This is a genomic window from Haliscomenobacter sp. (genome assembly GCF_040403615.1).
In the GTDB taxonomy this organism is placed as follows: domain Bacteria; phylum Bacteroidota; class Bacteroidia; order Chitinophagales; family Saprospiraceae; genus Haliscomenobacter.
The window spans coordinates 1-21,022 of the sequence record NZ_JBBAKG010000022.1 but is presented as its reverse complement, the minus strand read 5'-3'; the positions used below and the strand labels follow the sequence as shown (position 1 = coordinate 21,022).

Sequence of the window (21,022 nt, the reverse complement as noted above, 5' to 3'; positions counted from 1 at the left end):
ATTGAATCCTATTTTGGGAAATAATCGGACATTTTAGCCCTGATTGCTGGGATCGCATTGAAATCTTGAACCTTTTGTTATTTTTGAGCAGACAATAAAAGTAATATGGAGCCCATTATTCAAATTCGCGACCTCTGCAAGTTTTTTGGCAAAAAGCAGGTTTTGCATGGCATTAACCTGGACATCATGCCCGGCCAAGTCATTGGTTACATTGGTCCTAATGGCGCAGGGAAATCAACCACCGTGCGCATTCTGGCCGGATTAGACGATCGTTTCAACGGAACTGTCAAGATAAAAGGCATGGATGTGAAAGAAGATTCCATTGCCATAAAACGGATTATTGGCTACATTCCAGAGCTGGCTGAATTGTACGATGTACTCAGCCCGATGGAATTTTTGCTGCTGATTGGGCGCCTGTACGACATGGAGGATCAGCAAATTGAGGAAAGAGCCACCCGCATGCTCGAGTTTTTGGGGCTTAAAGATAAGTTGCACGATCGGATGGATACTTTTTCAAAAGGGATGCGCCAAAAGGTACTTTTGGTATCCGGGCTGCTGCACAATCCTGAAATTATCTTCATGGACGAGCCACTAAGTGGCCTCGATGCCAATGCTGTAATCCTGGTCAAAGAGATTATTTTGCGCTTGGTTGAACAAGGAAAAACCGTGATCTACTGCTCGCACAACATGGATACTGTAGAAAAAATATCCGATCGGATTATCCTGATCGCTGACGGCAAAGTGGTAGCTGATGGCACTTTCCACGATCTGAAGCGCAGTGAAGGCGATACGCTGGAAAAACTCTTTTCACAGCTCACCGGACAAACCGATTTTGATCAATTGGCTGAAGGATTTACCCAAACGTTGAACCCATAACGAAACCTACCCTAATGAATAAACTGCTCCTTGGCCTGCTTGGCCTCTTCAACGGCGTTTGGGCAAAAATGGGCGTAGATCCCCACCACCTCCGCACCATTTTGGAAGTAAAACTCACCATGGATGGCCGGCGCAAAACCGCATTCAATTACCGGCAATCGGCAAAAAAGAAAGAAATCAAGGGACAGGACATTTTGGTCATCTTTATGATGGGCTTGATGGGGGTGTTGTTCATGTTTTTTATATTGTTTTTTGAACATACGGCCAGTGGGGTATTTTTTTACCTCAGTTTTTGGATGGCCATCCTGGCTTTGACGCTGATCAGTGATTTTACGGATGTCTTGATCGACGTACGCGACAATTACATTTTGTTGCCGCGACCCATTACCGGCAAGACCCTTGCGGTTTCCCGCATTATGCACGTACTTTTTTACCTGACCAAATTGACCATTCCTTTTAGTTTGCCGGGTTTGATTGGTGTGGGGATAAAATTTGGGCCTCTTGCGGTTTTGCTTTTGGCTTTTTTGATTTTGTTGAGTGTTTTATTGACCATTTTCCTGGTCAATATCCTGTATATGCTGATGCTCAATTTGCTGTCGCCGCGCAAATTCAAGGAAATCATCAACTATTTTCAAATTGCTTTTTACGCGTTTATGTTTTTGGGGTATCAGGTTTTACCTCGCCTGATTGATTTTAATGAGCAGGGAGGTGGAAATTTTTTAAACAAGGTCTACCTCTGGTTTTTGCCTTCGATGTGGCTGGCCAACCTATGGGAAATTGCCTTTCATTTCCAGCAGCCATGGACGAGTTATCTATTGGGAAGCCTGGGCTTGTTGTCGCCGTTTTTGGCCATTTATTTGGTTGCTACCGTTTTGAGTCGAAATTTCACCCAAAAAATGTTTTCGATTGGAGAAGGAGGCAGCGGAGTAGAAAGCAGCGCGGAAGTAAAAGAAAAAAAAGCAGCTAAATCAGGAAATTCCTGGATGACGATCACTGCCAATTGGTTTTGCGCGACCAAACACGAACGGGGCATTTACGAACTAAGCTGGAAATTGATGGGTCGCAGCAGAGATTTCAAACTCAAATTTTATCCAAACTTGATAATGCTGCCAGCCTATTTCGCTTTTTCCATTGTATATCCTTTGCTGCAATCTTCAAAATCCGTTTTTGAAGAACTTCGTCAAGGTCAATTGTATTTATTTGGCTATTATTTTTCGATGATTATTCTGATGTCAGGTCTAGCTATTCTTCAGTTTTCTGAGCGGTACAAAGCCAGTTGGTTTTACCGCTCTGCTCCATTGGTTAAACCTGGCGTGATCCTAACTGGGTCATTCAAAGCCATGATTGTTAAATTTTATTTACCCATCTATCTGGTACTGACCATCTTTTCAGTAAGTTTTTGGGGTTGGCGTGTTTTTGACGATGCTCTTTTAGCTTTTTTTAGCATTCTGGCATTGACGACTGGTGTGGCGATGATTACGGTGAATGTTTTGCCATTCACCAAATCCTGGGATGAAGCTACCCGGGGCACCAATTTTGGATTTACGATGCTTACCATGATTTTTGCCGGTCTTTTTGGGTTTTTTCATTACACCATTTCCAGTTACAACTGGCTGGTGTGGCTTTTGATTCCTGTTTTTGCCGGGTTTTATTTCTTGTTGATGCGCAACTATGGAAAAATGAAATGGAAAAATGTAGTCTGGGAATAAGAGCATGTCTAAAGCACAAAAAAAAGGGGACCAACTTCCAAGAATAGAAGTTAACCCCATTCACAACGTACTCAAAAATACTACAAAACTATTCTTACTTTATCACGGAAAACCGTTGTATTGCTGTCGATTTGCCTGAATTTAAGCGCATTAGAAACAATCCAGCGTTTGGAAGCGGGTTGAATTCCTGTTGATAAGTCCCGGCATTTTGTACCCCCATTTGGATGGTTTCCAGGCGACGACCATTGAGGTCATAAATGGAAATGCTTACATTTTCACTGTCTTCATACAACGTATAGGACAGGTTTAGTTCCCCACGTGTTGGATTCGGGTGAATGCGCATGGCTGGTGGAAGCACCAATTGAGGTTGAGCAGGACTTCCTGCCAAATCCACTGATCCGGTTTCATCCACCAAAGAAGCTGGCGTAGTAAAAGTTCCAACCTGAGACCAGGCGGTAAACACCCCTGAACAACTAAGTCTGACCCTGAAATCGTATTTCTTGGCACCAGTAAGCCCGGTTACTTGTTTAGAAGCGGTAGCCGTTTGCCCCAAAGAAGTCCAGGCTGACACTCCAGAAACGCGGTACGACCAGTCGTAGATTTGAGCACCACTTACGGAGCAATTCAACTGGGCAGTAGTCTTCGTCACATTGGTGGCAGTGAGATCACTGGTTGTGGGTGAGGGGCAAGGTGAGCTGGTGGTTATAAACGCAATTGAACTCGACCAGGCACTCCAGTTGCCACCTACGGTACATTGAATGGATGTTTGAAATTCGTAGCTGGTCAGGGCATTTAAGCCACTTGCAGAAATCGATTGAGCGCTACCTGCAGTTAGGTCCGTCCAGATGGTTGTACCCACCACGCGGTAGCGCCAATCGTAACTGATCATGCTACTTATACTACAATTAAAAAATACAGATGAATTGGTAATCCTGCTGGTGGACAATTGAGCCGTGGTTGGTGGATTGCAAGGAGCTACGAGGGTGGTAAATGTTTTGGAAGCCGACCACGCAATCCATGCTCCGCCCGTTACACATTGTTGTGTTACCTGAAATTCATAATTTTTACTGGCGGTAAGTCCGGTAAGGTTTACTGTATTGGTTCCTGTAGATGCCAGGTCTGTCCAGGTAGCATCGCCAACGATCCGATACCGCCAGTCGTACCCCACTGCTCCAGTCAATGCACAATTGAGTGTTGCCGTGGTGGCAGTGATGTTGGAAGCACTTATTTGGTTGGCAGTTGGGCCCGTACAAGTGGTAATAAATGTCTGTGAGCTCGTCCAGGCGCTCCAGCTGCCCCCTGAAATACATTGAACAGAACCCTGAAATTCATACAGGCTACTTGAGACCAATCCATTTAGGTTGACAGTCCCCGTTGCGGATGAAACCATATCTGTCCAGGTAGCTGCTCCGGCCAGGCGGTAACGCCAATCGTAACCTACTTTTCCGGCTAAAGTGCAGTTGAGTGTGGCCGAAGTAGGAGCAATATTACTGGCATTCAATTGGGCTGTCGTCGGGGCAGCACAAGGAGGTTCGGCCAGGGTTGAAAAGGTTTGGGAAGCCGACCAGGCCGTCCAGGTGCCACCTGACGTACACTGGGCTGCTGCCTGAAATTCATAACTTTTGCTGGCGGTAAGGCCAGTAATATTAGTGGTTCCTGTGGCAGTCGAAGGCAGATCCGTCCAATTGGCCGCTCCAACCAATCGGTACCGCCAGTCATAGGCGACCAATCCCGTTTGGGAAGAATTGAGGGTGGCACTGGTTGTCGCAAGATTTGTTGCGCTCAACTGAGCAGTTGTGGGAGTCGCGCAAACTGGTAGTGCCAGGGTATTGAAGGTTTTGGAAGCCGACCAAGCACTCCAGGTGCCGCCTGAGGTACACTGCGCCGCTCCTTGAAACTCGTAATTGCTGCTGGCTGTTAGGCCAGTGATGTTGGTGGTGCCAGTGACCGTCGAAGGCAGATCCGTCCAATTGGCCGCTCCAACCAATCGGTACCGCCAGTCATAGGCGACCAATCCCGTTTGGGAAGAATTGAGGGTGGCACTGGTTGTCGCAAGATTTGTTGCGCTCAACTGAGCAGTTGTGGGAGTCGCGCAAACTGGTAGTGCCAGGGTATTGAAGGTTTTGGAAGCCGACCAAGCACTCCAGGTGCCGCCTGAGGTACACTGCGCCGCTCCTTGAAACTCGTAATTGCTGCTGGCTGTTAGGCCAGTGATGTTGGTGGTGCCAGTGACCGTCGAAGGCAGATCCGTCCAGTTGGCTGATCCGACCAATCGATACCGCCAGTCATAGGCTACCAATCCCGTTTGCGAAGAATTGATTGTGGCCGTGGTAGCCGCCAGATTCGTTGCACTGAGTTGAGCGGTAGTAGGTACGGCACAGGTTGCAATTGCGGTAGTGGAGAAAGTTTTGGAAGCCGACCAAGCCGTCCAGGTACCACCAGACGTACATTGTATCGAAGACTGAAACTCATAGTTGCTGCTGGCGGTAAGTCCGGTAAGATTGGCCCCACCCGTTGCCGTAGCAGCCAGATCGGTCCAACTGGCCGCTCCGACCAATCGATACCGCCAGTCATAGCTGTTTATCCCGGTTATGCTATTGCTTAAGGTAGCGGTAGTGGTTGCCAAGTTGGAGACCGATAGCTGGGCGGTGGTTGGCGTACTACAGGTAGTTGGGCCAGTAGAGGTCAGACAGGTTCCTGCCGAGATAATTGACCGGATGCGGTCGCCAGGTTGTTCTCCAAATCCGAGGTTAAAATCGATCCCGATTCCAGACATCAAATGGCAATAACTCATTATGGTGCCTTTAAATGGAGCAGTAGGTGCAGGTAAAGCAGCACAAGACCCACTCCCATTGTAACCTGCGGCAGGACCACATCCATCAATAGGGGTATTGTTTCCATTCCAGGAACAATCGTGGGTATGCGGAGATCCTAAGTTGTGTCCCATTTCATGCGCGATCACATTCACCGTCCACGAATAGGTGGGGAAGGACAGGTAAGTACTTTGAATCCAGCTATAGGCATAGCCGTAGCCATTGCATATCCCTGGTACATAGGCAACTCCGCCTCCGGTAGGCTTGCCCCGAGAAACGAGGTGAGCGATGTTTCCATTAAAGGTTGATCTGGCGCTCCGAAAAGCGACTAGAGCACTAGAGGTAGAGGTGGTTGGGTACGTATCTTGGGTAGTCCAGGTGAAGATTTCAGAAACCACCGTAGTGATGCCTTCATTTTGATACAACATCGAAACGATGTTGAAAATGCCCGTAATGAAATTTGTCGCTCCGGTAGCTCCTCCTTTTTCCAACACCAGGTCATATTCGCATTCCAAATAGACTTTTACGATTTTATTCACTGGGGTTACGGCCCGTAATTCACCCTGCTTTTGCTCAATGGTGCGAATTTCTTTGGATACTTCTGCTGCACCACAGGAAAAAGTCTGTTCAACCTTTAAGTCTTCTTCCTTATATAGCGCATAGGTATTCCGAAATTGAGGGTCGTCCAATTTTCCCAAAACCCAATTGGAAGTTTCTGGATTGCCAATCATGCCAATGACGTCGTCTTCAAAAAAACTCAAGGCAACACTGGCATTTTCCTGATCATGCAGCACTCCACGATAATGGACTCCTGGAGAATAGGAAAGTTCATTTCCTTCGGAAGTACGCACTTTAAAGTCGGGAGTGGTCAAGTCGACTCGTACCAAATCCAACTGTAAGAAATTTCCCTCTTTTGCTAAAGGCAATTTAAGAGAAAGGGCAGCAGGGCGTTGTTTGCAGAGTGTGTTTAAAGTGTTTGGGTTAATCTTTAATGTAGCACCTTTGAGTACGTCGCTACGCAACTGGGGTAAGTTTTCAATAGCATCATTGTAAGAAAAAAGATCGTAGTTTTTGAACACCTGTCCCCTTTGGCGCACTTCCAAAACACGATCTAAAACGGGATGTTGAGCAGCCAGATTGATGGTACTTATGATTGCCAAAAAGCAAAATACAAAGTACATCAAGTTAAGATGACTCAACTTGTTGAGGTAAAGCATGTAACGCATTTTTTTAGTAGTTTTAAGCACTCTTTGGTTAGGTCAAAGAATGTTGAAAGCAAATGCAAAGACTGATTGATTGATTAAATCGGGCCGTGCGTTATCATTTTGTGTCATCCATGTACAGGCAACACAATCGATCCGAAAGGCACTTAGGAGGGGGGAACATTTGAATTTAAGGTAGGTGAATTGATTCGAATGATTTCAGGCACAAGGCGCTAAATGGTAAGAAACTTCTGCAATATTGACTTAGGGGGGGAGGGAAAACCCTTTTTTCAAAAGGTTTTCCCTAATTCAATTGATTGTCAGTGTTCTATGCCATTGGGGGCGAAGTAAACGTTAAATATTATGCAATGTAGAGTGATTCCCATCAAAAAAAAAGGACAATAGAAGAACTTATAAAAATAAATATAAATTGAAAAATTTAGCATAAATAATTATATTAAATTGAAAATCAAAACAATATAACAATCGAATTCGAGCTATTTTTTGAAAATTTATTCACAAGGAAAGTCCTATTTCTTTTCTAAATAGTTTTATAAAAACTCCCTATCTTCGCACCGCAAAATCAAAACATTAAAAAGTAAGTATACATGTCGGTAGCAACTCAATTGAAGTACAAGGTAAAAGACATTGCCCTTGCCGAATGGGGACGCAAGGAAATTACCCTTGCGGAGGCTGAAATGCCAGGTTTGATGGCTCTTCGTGAGAAGTATGGCCAATCCAAACCACTACAGGGAGCACGCGTTGCTGGTTGTCTTCACATGACCATCCAAACTGCGGTTCTGATTGAAACCCTCAAGGAACTGGGTGCTGAAGTTACCTGGTCTTCTTGCAACATTTTTTCTACCCAAGATCATGCCGCAGCAGCCATTGCCGCAGCAGGAATCCCCGTTTTTGCCTGGAAAGGAATGAGCGAGGAAGAATACGAATGGTGCGTAGAGCAAACTTTGTACGCCTTTGAAGGGGACAAAGGACTGAATATGATTCTGGACGACGGTGGTGACTTAACGAATATCGTTTTGGACAAATACCCAGAACTGATTAAAGAACTGGGTGGCATCTCTGAAGAAACGACGACTGGGGTACACCGTTTGTACGAGCGCGTAGCCAAAGGCACTTTGCCAGTACCAGCTATCAACGTAAACGACTCCGTTACCAAGTCAAAATTTGACAACAAGTACGGATGTAAGGAATCATTGGTGGATGCAATCCGCCGTGCTACAGACATCATGATGGCGGGTAAAGTTGCAGTTGTAGCGGGTTATGGAGACGTTGGCAAGGGTTCTGCAGCATCGCTGCGTGGAGCAGGTTGCCGGGTAATCGTTTCTGAAATCGACCCTATCTGCGCTCTGCAAGCTGCGATGGATGGCTTCGAAGTGAAGAAAATGACCAACGCCATTCCTCGTGCCGACATCGTGGTAACTGCTACTGGCAACTGCCGCATCGTAGGCCCTGAGCATTTCAAGTTGATGAGAGACAAAACGATCGTGTGCAACATCGGTCACTTCGACAATGAAATTGACGTTGCCTGGTTGAATCAAAATTACGGTCATACCAAAGATACCATCAAGCCACAAGTTGACTTGTACAACATCGACGGCAAAGACATTCTGTTGTTGGCCGAAGGTCGTTTGGTGAACCTGGGCTGTGCTACTGGTCACCCTTCCTTCGTAATGTCCAACTCCTTTACCAACCAGGTTTTGGCACAACTCGAATTGTACACCAAAGGGGACAAGTACGAAAACAAAGTATACATGCTGCCTAAAGAATTGGACGAAGAAGTAGCGCGCCTGCACTTGGCCAAAATCGGGGTAGAACTGGAAGAACTGACTACCGAACAAGCGGATTACATCGGTGTAGAAAAGCAAGGCCCATACAAGCCTGAGTACTACCGGTATTAATCGAATCCGAAAATTTCGGTTCAAAAGCAGAAAGTCCATGTCGCAGTTTTGTGGCATGGACTTTGTTTTTCTTGGACAAAAAATTTCAATATTGCTTGTAATTTGATAAATTGGACAAAAATAAAATGGATGTCAGCTACTGTTGCATTGTCTGAATATGAAATCGAACGAGGAAAACCTATGCCAGATAAGAATCATGCCCTTATTCAAGGAAATTTATTTTTCTTGATTCGATTATTTTATAGTGAAAAGTATACCGTCTTACCTGAGATAAATCTTGACCTACCCATTAGAGAAAGGATACCCGATTTAGCCATCTTTCCAGTAATGAAATTTCATCCTGATGAAAATGAAATCAGGATGAAAGAAGCGCCACTTTGCGCCATCGAAATTTTATCTGCCAAACAAGATTTAGCTGAATTGATGACTAAACGGGCAGAATACTTTACTGGAGGTGTATTGTCCTATTGGTTGGTGTTACCTGCATTGTATACCATTTATGTATTTTACTCAGCAACTGAATACCAGATCTTTTCTGGAAAAGACATCCTTCAAGACTTCAAACTGGGGATTGAGCTGAATCTTGAAGAGGTGTTTAAATAACCTACCCATATACGGCCTTAAAAAACGCTTCCAGCTTTACCGGATCCAGGTTTCCATTCGTGCGTACTCCACTGCACAAATCCAGTCCCCAAGGCTGCACCGCATCCATGGCTGCCTTTGCGTTCTCCGCTTTTAAACCGCCTGCTAAAAAAACAGGCTTGGACGCTTGTTCCACAATCTGGCGACTCAAGGCCCAGTTGTGTACCCGCCCAGTGCCACCCAATTCCTTTACAGCCAGATTGGGGTTGCCCGAATCCAGCAGTAATGCATCTACTTGGGGCGCTATTTCCAGCGCCTCTTCCACACTCCGCTCATCGATCACATGAATCACCTGTACGATAGAAATACCCGGTAAAGCCAGACGCAAGTTGGCATAAGTGCCTTCGCTGAGGGCATCCACAATCTGCACGGTATTGGTACCTACCGTCTGCTGGTGGGCTGCGATACTTGCAGCATCAGTTCGGCTGGTGAGCAAAAAACTGGCAATGGGGGGAGGGATGGTAGCTGCAATCTCCCGGATCAATTCATCGCTAATGGGGCCAGGGCCGCTGGGCATTTTGGCCACCAGGCCCAACGCGGATGCGCCCATTTTGATGGCCAATTGGGCTTCTTCAAGGCTGCTGATGCAGCAGATTTTTACTTTTGGAAACATGGCTATGATTGGTATTTCAGCTCCTAAATATGAGGCAAAAAATTACTAATCAAAAACAATCGTCTTATTCCCCACCACGGCCACCTTGTCGTTGAAGACCAGTTTGAGCGCGTGGGCGAGTACGATTTTTTCGACGTCTCGGCCACTTTGCATCATGTCCTGCACGGAGTATGTGTGGTCTACTGGGATAACGTTTTGCATCAGGATGGGGCCTTCGTCCAGGTCGTTATTGACAAAATGGGCGGTGGCTCCAATGATTTTTACGCCGCGCTCGTAGGCTTGTCGGTAGGGATTTGCACCGATGAAAGCGGGTAAAAACGAGTGGTGGATGTTGATGATGCGGTTGGAAAAATGGCCTACAAATTCCTGCGAAAGTATGCGCATGTACTTGGCCAGTACCAGGTACTCCGGGTTGTAGCGTTGCACGACTTCCAGAATTTCCTTTTCATGCAGTTCCCGACTTTTGCCTTCGTGGGATACCCAATGAAAATTGACGCCAAACTGGTGGGTAAAAGACTTGAGCGTGTCGTGGTTGCCAATCACGGCCAGGATATTGGCATTGAGCTCATTGAACTGATGCCGCACCAGTAATTCACCCAAACAATGCTGCTCTTTGGTGACCAGCAATACGATGTTTTTCGCACGCTTTGGCCTTAGGCTGATGTTGGCATCGGCAGGCAATACAAGACGCAATTCTTCCAACAATGCAGCATCGTTGATCGTACCAGAAAAATCAGTCCGCATGAAGAAGCGGTCTTGTTCCCGCTCCACAAATTCCTGGTTGCCAATGATGTTGACTTCCTGACTGTACAATACTCCGGTGATCTTGTGTACCAATCCCTTTTGATCGGCACAATCGATGAGGAGTACGTAGGCGGGTTGGCTCATGATACAGTAAGTAAAAGGGAAAGCAGGGGAGAACCAACTCCCCTACTCTCCTTTCAAGGTCTTGAAATATTCTTCCACCAAAGACTTGTAATAAGGCTTCAGTGCGGGAGAAACGGTCTTGTAGGTCTCAATCTCCGAGCGGCGCTTTTTCAGGTATTCCTGCAAGGCTGGTGGTGACTGGTGCTCATAATTTTTGGCGGTATCCGACTTGCGCTTTTCGTCCAATTCACGTTGGCGTTCGGCTTTCTCGTGCTCGAGCAAGCGGGTCATGATGTCCTGTTGGCGCTTGAGGGTTTCGTTGCTCAGGCGCTTGTTCACCAGTTCGGTCTCGGTGCGATCCATTTGATCGATGATGTCTTGCAGGTCTTTGTTTCCTTTGCCTTGCTGCTGAAGTTTGCGCTGTTGCTTTTCCAGGGCTTTGCGAATGGCGGCTTGCTTGGCGGACATTTGGGCAAAATCTTTGGCATTGGGGCCACCTGAACCGTCTTTTTGGTTCATTTTATCGCGGGCATTCTGCATGTCCTGGTTCAACTTTTGTTGACCTGGTGACATTTTATCCTTTGGCGTATTGCCCTGACCTTGGCCTTGGCCGGGTTTGGGGCAAGACTGATTGCCTGGCGACATAGCCTGAGACATTTGCTGCTGCATGTTGTTCAGTACTTCGCTCAGCATTAAGGCCAGATCGTTAAGGCTTTTCATGGTGCGCTGCTGGCGATCGGAGGCCATGCCTTTTTCGCGTTCCTCCAGCAATTCGTTGCTTTCGCGCATGTTGGTTTTGATCTCGGCAACTTTTTCAGTTACAAAAGATTCAATCTGGAATACGCGTTTGCTCAGGGCATTCAGGGTATCTTCAGCTACGCGGAAATCGTCTCTGATTTTGAATTGCCGCTGCACTTGCTGAATGTATCGGGGAGTATTGATTTCGGTTTTGTTCAAGGCTTTGATGAGATCTTCCTGATCAAAGGAGAGGCCCACCAGGTTTTCCAATAACTGGCGCAACATTTTCATGTCTTCCTGCATGGTCTCCATTTGATTGGATTTCATTTGGGTACGCATTTTATTGGCCTTGTTTTTCATTTTTTGGGCCGCACTTTTCTGAGACTTGGAAGATTTGGAGTTTTCGTTCTTTTCCAATTGCTCTTCACTGTCTTTCATGTCCTGCTTGATGTCCTCCATACCTTCCTGGGGGTCATCCATTTTTTGAGGTTTTTCGAGTTCTTCATTTTTCTTCTCGATTTCATCCATTTTTTTCTCCAGCTCTTCCAATTGCTTGGTGAGTTCTTCCTGTTGCTTATCGAGTTGTTCGTTGGATTCTTTCTTGTCCTCGGTTTTCTCGCTCAGTTCTTGCTGGTCTTTGGCCAATTCGTCCAGTTTGTCCGCAGCTTTTTCGATTTCCTGTTCGAGTTCCATCTGTTTGAAAAGCTCCTGCATGCGCTCCAGGTCATTTTCCCGGCGTTCGTTGCGGTCTTTCATTTCCTGCATCATTTCCAGGGCCTGGTCTTTTTCCATTTCCTGCATGAGCTTCTCGATTTTCTCCATGAGTTCTTTCATCTCAGGGTCTTCTAGCGACTCCATGAGTTGATCGAGCATTTCCTGTTTTTCCTGCAATTCTTGAGGCGTTTCACCGAGTTGATCCTGGTTTTTCTTGTTTTCTTCAAAAGCTTTTTGGGCTTCTTTGATTTGTTTTTCCAGTTCTTTTTGGCGATCCAACAGTTTTTCCAATTGCTTGCGGGTTTGCCAGTTGAGGTCTTTCTCCTGGAACATTTTTTCTTGCAAGCGACGGATTTCTTCCTGAATTTTTTTGGCTTCGGCCAGGGCGTCTTTCAAATTGTCCTTGACCTTATCGTCGTTTTGCTCGGCCTTTTTCTCCATTTCGGCAATGGTTGGCATCGAGAAAACCATGACCCCGGTACGCGCCGCTTTGCTGCCATTGACCGCATCGTTGTCCTTGATTTCAAAATAATAGCTCAGTTCGTCGCCTGGCTTTAGTCCCAATTCAAGCACATCAAAGGAATATTCAAAAGAGGTGCTTTTGCCTTCAGGCCGTTGAATGATGATGGATTGAAGTTGTCCTGGATCACTTTTGTTTTTGCGGATGCGGTAATTGAAGCTGAGTACGCGGAGGCCGTAATCATCACTCGCTTCTCCAGCAAAATATTTGGCATTGGTATTGGTACTGTCGTCAAAAACTTGCGCCCGAATTTCGGGGTATTGATCCGGGATGATGGTTAAAGCATAGCTTACTGAATCACCTTTGGGCAAGGCCTCGTTGGATACGACGAGTTTGTAAGTTTCATCCAGCATAGCGCGTTTGGAAAACAAAAAGAGGTCGTTGCCCTGGCGGACAGCCAATTGGGTTTTCTTGCTGCGCGAAAAATTCATTTTGATGGCTTCGGTAGATTCAGTGTTGAAAATCCATTGTACCTGCGTACCTACAGGCAACACCAGATCCCCGATGCTTTGCAGGGTTTCATCGGTACGCCCAACATAATCGGGGTAATTGAGTTTGACCTGGAAGTCGCGGATATTGGGCTTTTTGAGTACGGTCAACAGGTAATTGCGCGAATCAACGCCACCTCCCCGCAGGGTAAAACGCAGGTCTTTTTCTACTTTATTGAAGCGGTAACTGAACTCGGTAGCATTCTTTTTGGTCATGCGGTATTCGTAATTGTCTACCACAATGAATACATCGTTGGGCAATTGCGCGCCATCCACTTTGATGTCCAAATCGAAATCTTCGTATTGGATTACCGTCAATTTTTTCTCATTTACGTCAAAAGAAAAAGGAGCTGGACGCAAAAATTCTTTGCCGTTTTGAATCAATCGTTGGGTACTGTCTCGAATAACGGAAGGAGCGGCAAACAACAAAACCAGCAATACCAGTAGCGGGGGCAATGCATAACGCAGGTACTTGCGGTTTTGGGAAAGATTGATGGCTGCTTTAAAAGGAACAGGCTTGATTTCCTCCGATTTTTGGTTGATGCTGGCCAAAATCAGGTCTTTATGGTCGGCAAGATTGGCTTGCTGATTCAGTTGGAGGATGTTCAGCAATTTGTCTTTGACATTGGTGAAGTGGTCACCGATGATTTGTGCGGCTTTTTCGTGACTGATTACACGTCCCAGGTGAAAATAGCGCAACAGGGGATCAAAAATCCAATACCCCAAGGCCAAGGTGCTGATGCCCAGAAAGGAATAAAACAGAATTTTGCGGCCAGTGGTATCAAAGTAATAGAAATATTCGAGCACTGCTGCAATCAGAAACAAGCCCAGAATCGTCCCTACGCTGTATAAAGCGCCGCGAATCAGCTTATTGACGTAATATTTGCGAATGAAAGCATCCAGCTTTTCAATCAGCAGTCGGTAATTGTCTTGCATTGCCATAAAATCCTTCACTTATATTTCAAGGTACAATATAATGAAAGGAACGCGTGAAAAACAAGTTTCCACGCGTTCCTTGACGTAAAGACAACAAAAAAATCCAAAAGCTGGTTGAAGCTTGTGTTTGGATTTACTTTATCACCGGCAATTGGTCGTATACGGATTTGAGTTCCGCATTGGTTTCCTTGCTTTTTAAATCATCAACGATCTTGGCAATGCGGTCGGCATTGCTGGTAAACTGTGTTTTTTCAGCGCCACTGGCACTGCGTGCTTTGACGCGGAAATCATTGCGCAAGTCATTCAGTGCCTTTACCGCGCCAAAACGCCGCCAAAGCGAAGGATTGGTGGTTGCGCCAAAATTAGACAGCACTTCAATGGTTTTGTCGATAGTCGCTTGATCTCCACGGGAAGCCAGGATCTGGTAACTTTCAAAGAAAGAAATCGCGGTAAAGCCTTCTACGTCGGCCAAACGTTTTTCGAAGAAGGGCAAATATTTAGCGTCTCCTTTCTCGGTGTAAATATTGGCGATGGCTTCCAAAAGCGGGCCTTTGGCTGTTTCGGCCATTTTTTCGGCCAGGGCCAATCCTGCTGCTTCGTCCTGTTGGTATATGATGCCCAACGCACTGGCGCGAACGCTCAGGGCTTGCTCTTTTTCAATTGCCACTTTTGCTACCGCCAAAGTTTGAGGGTCATTCCCTTCTGAAAGGGCAGACAAAGCTTTGGCGCGTACTTCAGAGTGCTTGTCGTTTTGCGCCAAATCGCGCAATTTGGTCAACAATGCAGGATCAAGTTCTTCCGCTAAATTGTCGAGGGCCATTGAGCGGATCGAGAAAAACCGATCGTTCAACGCAAGTGGCAAAATACTGGAGATTTTTTCGCTTTCTGCTCCGAGCAGGCGCTCCATGACTTCATTCCGGTCGATAAACTTTGGTGCGTTTTTGAACTGGAAAACCAACTCATCTTCCGACTTATTGTCTTCAATTTCCGCCAATAAAAAACGGTCGGCATCAAAATTGATCAAGTCTGGTTTTTTAGCCGCTGGAAAACGGAAGGTTTGTTCCCGCTGGTCTACCCGAATGTTGTGGCGTATACTGCGGCCTTCGGCATATACATCAACGGCTACGGGTAGCACAAATACGCCAGGTACGCCTTTTTCGCTTTGCGTTTGAGCAACGTTGACGATGGCTTCTTTGGTTGCTTCGTCATAGCCGTACTCGATGGTCAATTTGGGATGACCTGAAGCGAAATACCACTGATTGAAAAACCAGTTGAGGTCTTCTCCGCTTACTTCTTCCATAGCCAGGCGCAGGGTGTGGGCCTCCACAGATTTAAAGGCGTTTTGGGTCAGGTAGTTTTTTAGCCCGGTAAAGAATGCCTCATCGCCAATGTGTCGACGCAGCATGTGTAAAACAGCCCCACCTTTGTTATAGCTGTGGGCATCAAACATGTCATCTTTGTCAGCAACACCGAAATGAATCAAAGGGTGAACGCCCCCAGCAGCAGATCCAAAATAGCCTTCCTGCTCGGTCATCAGGTGGTGATCAGCCTCGTCGGCACCGTATTTGTATTCAAACCAAAGGTATTCTGAGTAATTGGCAAAACCTTCGTTCATGGTGAGGTTGGGCCAGCTTTCGCAAGTGACGTAATCGCCAAACCAATGGTGAAACAACTCATGGGCCACAATCTTGTCGTTGGAATCGTCGATGAGTTCCCACTTGTGCTTTTGAATAAAATCACCAAAAACGACGGCGGTGGTATTTTCCATTGCGCCAGATACATAATCGCGCACAATGATTTGCGAGAATTTTGGCCAAGGATAGTTTACACCAAGCTTATTAGAGAAAAACTCGATCATTTCCGGGGTATGGGCAAAAATGTCGCGGGCATCAGCCTCGTAAGCTGGCTCTACATAGTAAGATACCTCGATATTGCGCCATTTGTCTTTGACCACTGCAAAATCGCCTACAGCCAACATAAATAAGTAAGGCGCATGCGGCATGTCCATTTTCCAGTAATCGGTGCGGGTGCCATCGGGGTTGTTGGTAGAAGAGATCAAAAGACCATTGGAAAGGGTTTTGAATTTCTTGTCTACCGTAACGTACAATTCTTCGGTTGAGCGCTCGTTAGGGCGATCGATGGTTGGAAACCAGCGGGAGTTCCACTCGGTTTCGCCCTGGCTCCAGATCTGTTGGGGTTTGTCTAGTTCTTCGCCTCGTGGATTGATAAAAAACAGCCCCTGGTTGGAGGTGATGGCTTCGCTGCCTCCATCCGCTTTCGGGTGCGCAGTGTATTCGATATAAATGGAATATTCTTCGTTGCGGTTGAATGAACGCCCCAATTGGATGACAATTTGCTGGCCATCATAGTTGTATTTCAGCGCTTGTTCGTTGCCAGCGAATTGAACTTTTTGAAAATCCATCCCTTTTGCATCCAGGGTAAGCGTAGAAGTAGGGTTGAAAAATGGCTTAAGCTTAAGCGTAACTTTACCAAAAACTTCTTCTTTGGCCCAATCAAAACGCACGTCGATCTTGGTGTGCAAAAGATCGTTGATGCGCAATGCACTGGGCGTATAAGGAGCCAGGGTGGTTTCTACGGCTTCAGAATCCTCTGCTTCCTCTCCTTCACCTTCATCGGCAGTTACATCGAGGGTATCCAAGTCTACCTCTGCGACCAATTCTTTGGCGGATTCGACGGGGGTTGTAGTTACTGGTTTTTGGGTTGAGCAAGCACCAACGATCAAGGTGATGCACAACAACCACAGAATTTTTTTCATGTTGCTGTTTATTTTACCGCGAAAAAAAGGAATGATTATTGATAGAATTGTCACCCGATGCGGGGGATATAGAGCACCGGGCCATTGCATTTTGTAAATTATCTGTTCATTTGACAGCTGGAACCAACCCTGACACTTCTTGCAAAAAAGCGCCCAGGAAACGGTTGAAATCGTCTTTTTTCTCCATCATCGGTGCGTGTCCACATTGGTCGATCAGGTGCAATCTGGAATGGGGAATCAATTCGTGAAATTTTTCACCAACAAATGCAGGAGTGACTTGATCCTGGCGTCCCCAAATGAGCAGGGTTGGCAGTTGGATGTTGTGCAATTTATCGCCCAAATTGTGCCGTACTGCTGATTTTGAAGTAGCAATCACTCGAATGGCGCGATTTCGGTCGTTGACGATGCTGTATACTTCATTGATGAGGGCATCATCGGCAATCGAAGGGTCGAAAAAAGTATCCTGGGTCTTTTTCTTGATGAATTCAAAATCGCCTCGTTTAGGGAAACTGTTGCCCATTGCACTTTCAAAAAGACCAGAGCTACCCGTCAAAATCAGCGATGTCAGTTTTTCTTGGTGACTGAGCGCGTAAAGCAACGCGATATGTCCACCTAATGAGTTACCCAACAAATGTACCTTTTGGTAGCCTTTATCTTCAATAAAATCGGCAACATGATCTACCAGTCCCATTACCGATACTTCGCGAATGGGCAATTCAAACATGGGCAAAATGGGGATGACCACATTATAAGTCGGGCCAAATGCTGCGATGATGCCTTCGAAGTTACTCAAGGCGCCAAACAGGCCATGCAACAGGATGAGGGTTTCTTCTCCGCCTTTGGTCTCAATATATGTGTATTTACCGTCCTTGATGGTAGGGTATTCCATTTACACTTTAGCGCTAGGTGACAAAATAAAATTTCTGCAATCCATTAATTTGAAGGGTTTAGAACAAGCTTTTTTTGCTTAAACGCAAAAATAGGCTTTTAAATTTGTTTGACAAAACGAAGGAGGGTGGGAACGCAAAGAATTGAGCGACTTAAGGAGAGCAGTGGGAAGCGAATCAATCCTCGATGACCGCTGAGAGTCCCCGATCGACCAGGGCATCTTTTTTGGGTTTGAGTTCTTTTTTGGGTGCTGTTTTTACTGTAGCTTTTCCTTTGAAGTGGATAATCAGTGCCAATTGTTCGGATTGGTCGTGGGGGTATTCCAAAACTTCCATGAAACACTTGATGACCCAATCAAAGGTGTTGTGGTCATCGTTGTACACGATTAACCGGGAATGGTGACCAATGAGCTCATCGATCTCATCTTCTACCAATACTTCTTCAAGTTCCTCTACTTCAGGGCCGTACGCGGTAATCATTGTATTTTTGAATCTAACTAGTTTAATCTTTGCAACAAATTTGATCAGCAAAAATGCTGATCAAATTTGTTGCGCTGCCACTAGCAATTAGTTAAGTTCGGCTATGGTCGCCTTTACAAGGTCAAAATTCGGCAATTCTCCCGCATTTTCCAACACTTCGGCATAACGGATTGTTCCTTCGGCATCAATTACAAAAGCAGAACGCTTGGATACCGTTTTATTTCCAAACTCGTCATGGTACAAAGACCCGTAATCGGTAGACATGGTTTTGTCAATATCAGACAAAAGGGTAAAATTTAAATGCTGGTCTTGCTTATAATCTGCAAGTATTTCAGGAGTATCCACTGAAATACCAACGATTTGAGCATTTAGCCCTTGGTAATAGGCAATGTCATCGCGCATGGTGCACAATTCTACCGTACAAACACGGGTAAATGCTTTAGGGAAAAACAACAAAACGACATTTCCCCCTTGAAAGTCTTGCAATTTCACTTCTTTCTTGTCACTGGACAACAAAGTAAAGGCTGGAGCCTTGTCACCTGCTTTCAACATGATCATCTGAATTAATAGTAATGGAAAAACATTTTATCTTGCCACTTTAATGCCAAACCACATACAATAGTTCAATGTCAGCAGCACAAAAAGCGTACCTCCAACTTCATTTTGCAGTTTTGCTGTTTGGTCTAACCGCCATACTGGGAAAATTGATTCATCTGAGTGCCCTGGTACTGGTATGGTGGCGGGTTTTGATCACTTCGCTGAGTTTGATGCTATTGATCAACGTGTTCAAGCTGCTGCGTACATTACCCCGTCGGCAATTGTTGCAATTAATCGGCATCGGCACCATTGTAGGCTTGCATTGGCTCACTTTTTATGGCGCCATCAAACTTTCCAATTCTTCCATTGGCGTATTGGCAATGGGATCTACCTCTTTTTTTTCAGCTCTTTTAGAGCCGATTTTGTTGCGAAAAAAAATCAATCTTTTGGAAATTGGCCTGGGATTGTTGATTGTGCCTGGGATGGCACTGGTGGTCAACGGGATTGATTTTTCGATGGTGGATGGGCTGGTAGTCGGCATGATATCGGCACTTTTGGCATCTATGTTTACCATTTTAAACAAAGCGCAAATAGAAAAACTTGATTCCCTGAGCATGACCTTCATCGAATTGAGCAGCGCCTGCTTATTTCTTGGCCTGGTGGTCTTGGGCACTAGCTGGTACAACGGTAGTTTCCCGGTGATGATGCCTCCGAACTGGAGTGACTGGGGCTATCTGCTGGTGCTGGCGTTGCTGTGCACTACTTTTGCATATGTGCTTGCGCTCAATTCATTAAAACTACTTTCTGCTTTCACTTCTAACCTAACCATGAACCTAGAGCCTGTTTACGCCATCGTACTCGCCTGGTTGCTGCTAAACGAGGATAAAGAGCTTGACGCCAATTTTTATTGGGGTGCGGTAGTTATCATGGCGGTGGTGTTTTCCTATCCTTTTTTGAACAAACTGAAGCAAGGAAGAACTAAATAATGAGTTATTTTTTTGTTTCTTACGCTGGCAAATAAGGTTTATCGTTGGAAATTTCCCTTGAAATCACGATTCTTTGAACTTCCGAAGTTCCCTCATATATCTGGGTGATTTTGGCATCACGCATCAGGCGCTCTACGTGGTACTCTTTTACAAAGCCGTATCCACCGTGAATCTGCACGGCTTCCACGCTGTGGCGCATGGCCACTTCTGAGGCAAACAATTTGGCCATTGCACTCGCTGCCGTATAATCCTGGTGCTGATCCTTGAGCCAGGCCGCCCGGTATACCATCAATTTTGCTGCTTCAATTTCGGTAGCCATATCTGCCAACTTAAAAGCTATGGCCTGGTGCTGGTTGATGGGCTTGCCGAAAGTGGTGCGTTGCTTGGAATAACCAAGTGCCAACTCGTAGGCGCCCCCTGCAATACCCAAGGCTTGGGCTGCAATGCCGATTCGTCCACCCCCAAGGGTTTTCATGGCAAATTTGAACCCAAATCCATCTTCACCGATGCGGTTTTCTTTGGGCACTACCACATCCGTATACATAATGGTATGGGTATCCGAGGAGCGGATGCCGAGTTTGTCTTCTTTGGCACCAATGGCCACTCCCGGAGAGCTGGTTTCTACGATCAGGCAATTGATGCCCCGGGAACCGAGTTCGGGATGCGTTTGAGCCATCACCAGGTGGATTTTGGAAGTGCCGCCGCTGGTAATCCAGTTTTTGGTACCATTGAGCAGATAGTGGTCGCCCATATCAACCGCCGTGGTACTTTGGCTGGTGGCATCGCTACCGGCTTCCGGTTCAGAAAGACAAAAAGAGCCAAGCCATTCACCAGAAGCGAGTTTGGGCAGGTATTTGTTTTTTTGTTCGGCGGTACCAAAAGTTTCAAGTCCCCAACAGACCAATGAGTTATTGACCGACATGATGACCGAGCAGGAGTTGTCCACCTTGGAAATTTCTTCCATCGCCAGCACGTAAGATAGCGTATCCATACCGCCGCCACCATATTCCGGCGAGACCATCATGCCCATGAATCCCAACTCCCCCATGCGCTTGATCTGCTCATAGGGGTATTCCATTTTGGAATCGCGCTCGATGACGCCCGGCTTGAGTTCTTTTTGGGCAAATTCGCGGGCAACGGCTTGCACCGCCAAATGTTCTTCCGACAACTGAAAATTCATCGCAATCTGGGTTTGTGGGCTTAAATAAAAAGCGGGTGTGCACAACCTGCACACCCACTATTTGGTCTGGTTAAGGTTGAGGCTAAAGAATTGGCGAATTTACGCTAAATTTTGAAACGTGGTTAGCGAATTTACGCTA

At 46.0% G+C, this 21,022-nt stretch carries 14 protein-coding genes; 5 read left to right on the top strand and 9 right to left on the bottom strand.

Going from position 1 to position 21,022, the window contains the following annotated elements:
- The first annotated feature begins 105 nt into the window (after positions 1-105).
- Both ABW391_RS09235 and ABW391_RS09230 read left to right on the top strand, forming a co-directional pair.
- On the top strand, positions 106-876 hold the full coding sequence (locus tag ABW391_RS09235) for an ABC transporter ATP-binding protein (protein ID WP_353481566.1): 771 nt from the start codon (positions 106-108) through the stop codon (positions 874-876).
- Positions 877-890: 14 nt separating this feature from the next.
- Positions 891-2,585 carry a hypothetical protein gene (locus tag ABW391_RS09230; protein WP_353481565.1) on the top strand — a complete coding sequence of 565 codons (1,695 nt, stop codon included), beginning with the start codon at positions 891-893 and terminating at the stop codon, positions 2,583-2,585.
- Between the two features lie 94 nt (positions 2,586-2,679).
- Here the strand turns inward: ABW391_RS09230 and ABW391_RS09225 are convergent, their stop codons facing one another.
- Positions 2,680-6,624, bottom strand: a complete 3,945-nt coding sequence (locus ABW391_RS09225) for a M12 family metallo-peptidase (protein ID WP_353481564.1) — start codon at positions 6,622-6,624, stop codon at positions 2,680-2,682.
- A gap of 584 nt (positions 6,625-7,208) precedes the next feature.
- Between ABW391_RS09225 and ahcY the strand changes: the two genes are divergently transcribed.
- Positions 7,209-8,519 carry an adenosylhomocysteinase gene (ahcY, locus tag ABW391_RS09220; protein ID WP_353481563.1) on the top strand — a complete coding sequence of 437 codons (1,311 nt, stop codon included), beginning with the start codon at positions 7,209-7,211 and terminating at the stop codon, positions 8,517-8,519.
- A 129-nt stretch (positions 8,520-8,648) separates the two neighbouring features.
- Positions 8,649-9,122, top strand: a complete 474-nt coding sequence (locus tag ABW391_RS09215; protein ID WP_353481562.1) for a Uma2 family endonuclease — start codon at positions 8,649-8,651, stop codon at positions 9,120-9,122.
- A 1-nt stretch (position 9,123) separates the two neighbouring features.
- Here ABW391_RS09215 and ABW391_RS09210 read toward each other — a convergent pair whose 3' ends face one another.
- The 7 genes from ABW391_RS09210 to ABW391_RS09180 form a co-directional block, all read right to left on the bottom strand.
- A complete protein-coding gene (locus ABW391_RS09210) occupies positions 9,124-9,774 on the bottom strand; it encodes a phosphoribosylanthranilate isomerase (protein ID WP_353481561.1) in 651 nt (216 codons plus the stop codon).
- Positions 9,775-9,819: 45 nt separating this feature from the next.
- Positions 9,820-10,662 (bottom strand): formyltetrahydrofolate deformylase, encoded by an 843-nt coding sequence (gene purU, locus ABW391_RS09205; protein WP_353481560.1) that lies wholly within the window; start codon positions 10,660-10,662, stop codon positions 9,820-9,822.
- A gap of 42 nt (positions 10,663-10,704) precedes the next feature.
- Positions 10,705-14,043 (bottom strand): DUF4175 domain-containing protein, encoded by a 3,339-nt coding sequence (locus ABW391_RS09200; RefSeq protein WP_353481559.1) that lies wholly within the window; start codon positions 14,041-14,043, stop codon positions 10,705-10,707.
- Positions 14,044-14,170: 127 nt separating this feature from the next.
- Positions 14,171-16,813, bottom strand: a complete 2,643-nt coding sequence (locus tag ABW391_RS09195) for a M1 family aminopeptidase (RefSeq protein WP_353481558.1) — start codon at positions 16,811-16,813, stop codon at positions 14,171-14,173.
- A gap of 106 nt (positions 16,814-16,919) precedes the next feature.
- Positions 16,920-17,702: an alpha/beta fold hydrolase gene (locus ABW391_RS09190; protein ID WP_353481557.1), complete on the bottom strand. Its 783-nt coding sequence runs from the start codon at positions 17,700-17,702 to the stop codon at positions 16,920-16,922.
- Between the two features lie 175 nt (positions 17,703-17,877).
- The gene (locus ABW391_RS09185) at positions 17,878-18,180 is read right to left on the bottom strand and encodes an ATP-dependent Clp protease adaptor ClpS (protein WP_353481556.1); all 303 of its coding nucleotides are present in this window, start codon (positions 18,178-18,180) and stop codon (positions 17,878-17,880) included.
- 87 nt (positions 18,181-18,267) lie between these two features.
- Positions 18,268-18,732, bottom strand: coding sequence for a redoxin domain-containing protein (locus ABW391_RS09180; protein WP_353481555.1), 465 nt, complete (start codon positions 18,730-18,732; stop codon positions 18,268-18,270).
- Between the two features lie 74 nt (positions 18,733-18,806).
- Here ABW391_RS09180 and ABW391_RS09175 point away from each other — a divergent pair, with 74 nt between their 5' ends.
- Positions 18,807-19,703: a DMT family transporter gene (locus ABW391_RS09175; protein WP_353481554.1), complete on the top strand. Its 897-nt coding sequence runs from the start codon at positions 18,807-18,809 to the stop codon at positions 19,701-19,703.
- Positions 19,704-19,722: 19 nt separating this feature from the next.
- Here ABW391_RS09175 and ABW391_RS09170 read toward each other — a convergent pair whose 3' ends face one another.
- Complete coding sequence (locus tag ABW391_RS09170) at positions 19,723-20,883, bottom strand: acyl-CoA dehydrogenase (protein WP_353481553.1); 1,161 nt, start codon at positions 20,881-20,883, stop codon at positions 19,723-19,725.
- Between the last annotated feature and the right edge of the window lie 139 nt (positions 20,884-21,022).

Excerpts from the sequence above, each read along its gene's own strand:
- ABW391_RS09180 (WP_353481555.1), bottom strand. The coding sequence starts at position 18,732 with ATGTTGAAAGCAGGTGACAAGGCTCCAGCCTTTACTTTGTTGTCCAGT.
- ABW391_RS09200 (WP_353481559.1), bottom strand. The coding sequence starts at position 14,043 with ATGGCAATGCAAGACAATTACCGACTGCTGATTGAAAAGCTGGATGCT.
- ABW391_RS09210 (WP_353481561.1), bottom strand. The coding sequence starts at position 9,774 with ATGTTTCCAAAAGTAAAAATCTGCTGCATCAGCAGCCTTGAAGAAGCC.
- ABW391_RS09235 (WP_353481566.1), top strand. The coding sequence starts at position 106 with ATGGAGCCCATTATTCAAATTCGCGACCTCTGCAAGTTTTTTGGCAAA.
- ABW391_RS09215 (WP_353481562.1), top strand. The coding sequence starts at position 8,649 with ATGTCAGCTACTGTTGCATTGTCTGAATATGAAATCGAACGAGGAAAA.
- ABW391_RS09230 (WP_353481565.1), top strand. The coding sequence starts at position 891 with ATGAATAAACTGCTCCTTGGCCTGCTTGGCCTCTTCAACGGCGTTTGG.
- ABW391_RS09175 (WP_353481554.1), top strand. The coding sequence starts at position 18,807 with ATGTCAGCAGCACAAAAAGCGTACCTCCAACTTCATTTTGCAGTTTTG.
- ABW391_RS09170 (WP_353481553.1), bottom strand. The coding sequence starts at position 20,883 with ATGAATTTTCAGTTGTCGGAAGAACATTTGGCGGTGCAAGCCGTTGCC.
- ahcY (WP_353481563.1), top strand. The coding sequence starts at position 7,209 with ATGTCGGTAGCAACTCAATTGAAGTACAAGGTAAAAGACATTGCCCTT.
- ABW391_RS09190 (WP_353481557.1), bottom strand. The coding sequence starts at position 17,702 with ATGGAATACCCTACCATCAAGGACGGTAAATACACATATATTGAGACC.
- ABW391_RS09225 (WP_353481564.1), bottom strand. The coding sequence starts at position 6,624 with ATGCGTTACATGCTTTACCTCAACAAGTTGAGTCATCTTAACTTGATG.
- ABW391_RS09195 (WP_353481558.1), bottom strand. The coding sequence starts at position 16,813 with ATGAAAAAAATTCTGTGGTTGTTGTGCATCACCTTGATCGTTGGTGCT.
- ABW391_RS09185 (WP_353481556.1), bottom strand. The coding sequence starts at position 18,180 with ATGATTACCGCGTACGGCCCTGAAGTAGAGGAACTTGAAGAAGTATTG.
- purU (WP_353481560.1), bottom strand. The coding sequence starts at position 10,662 with ATGAGCCAACCCGCCTACGTACTCCTCATCGATTGTGCCGATCAAAAG.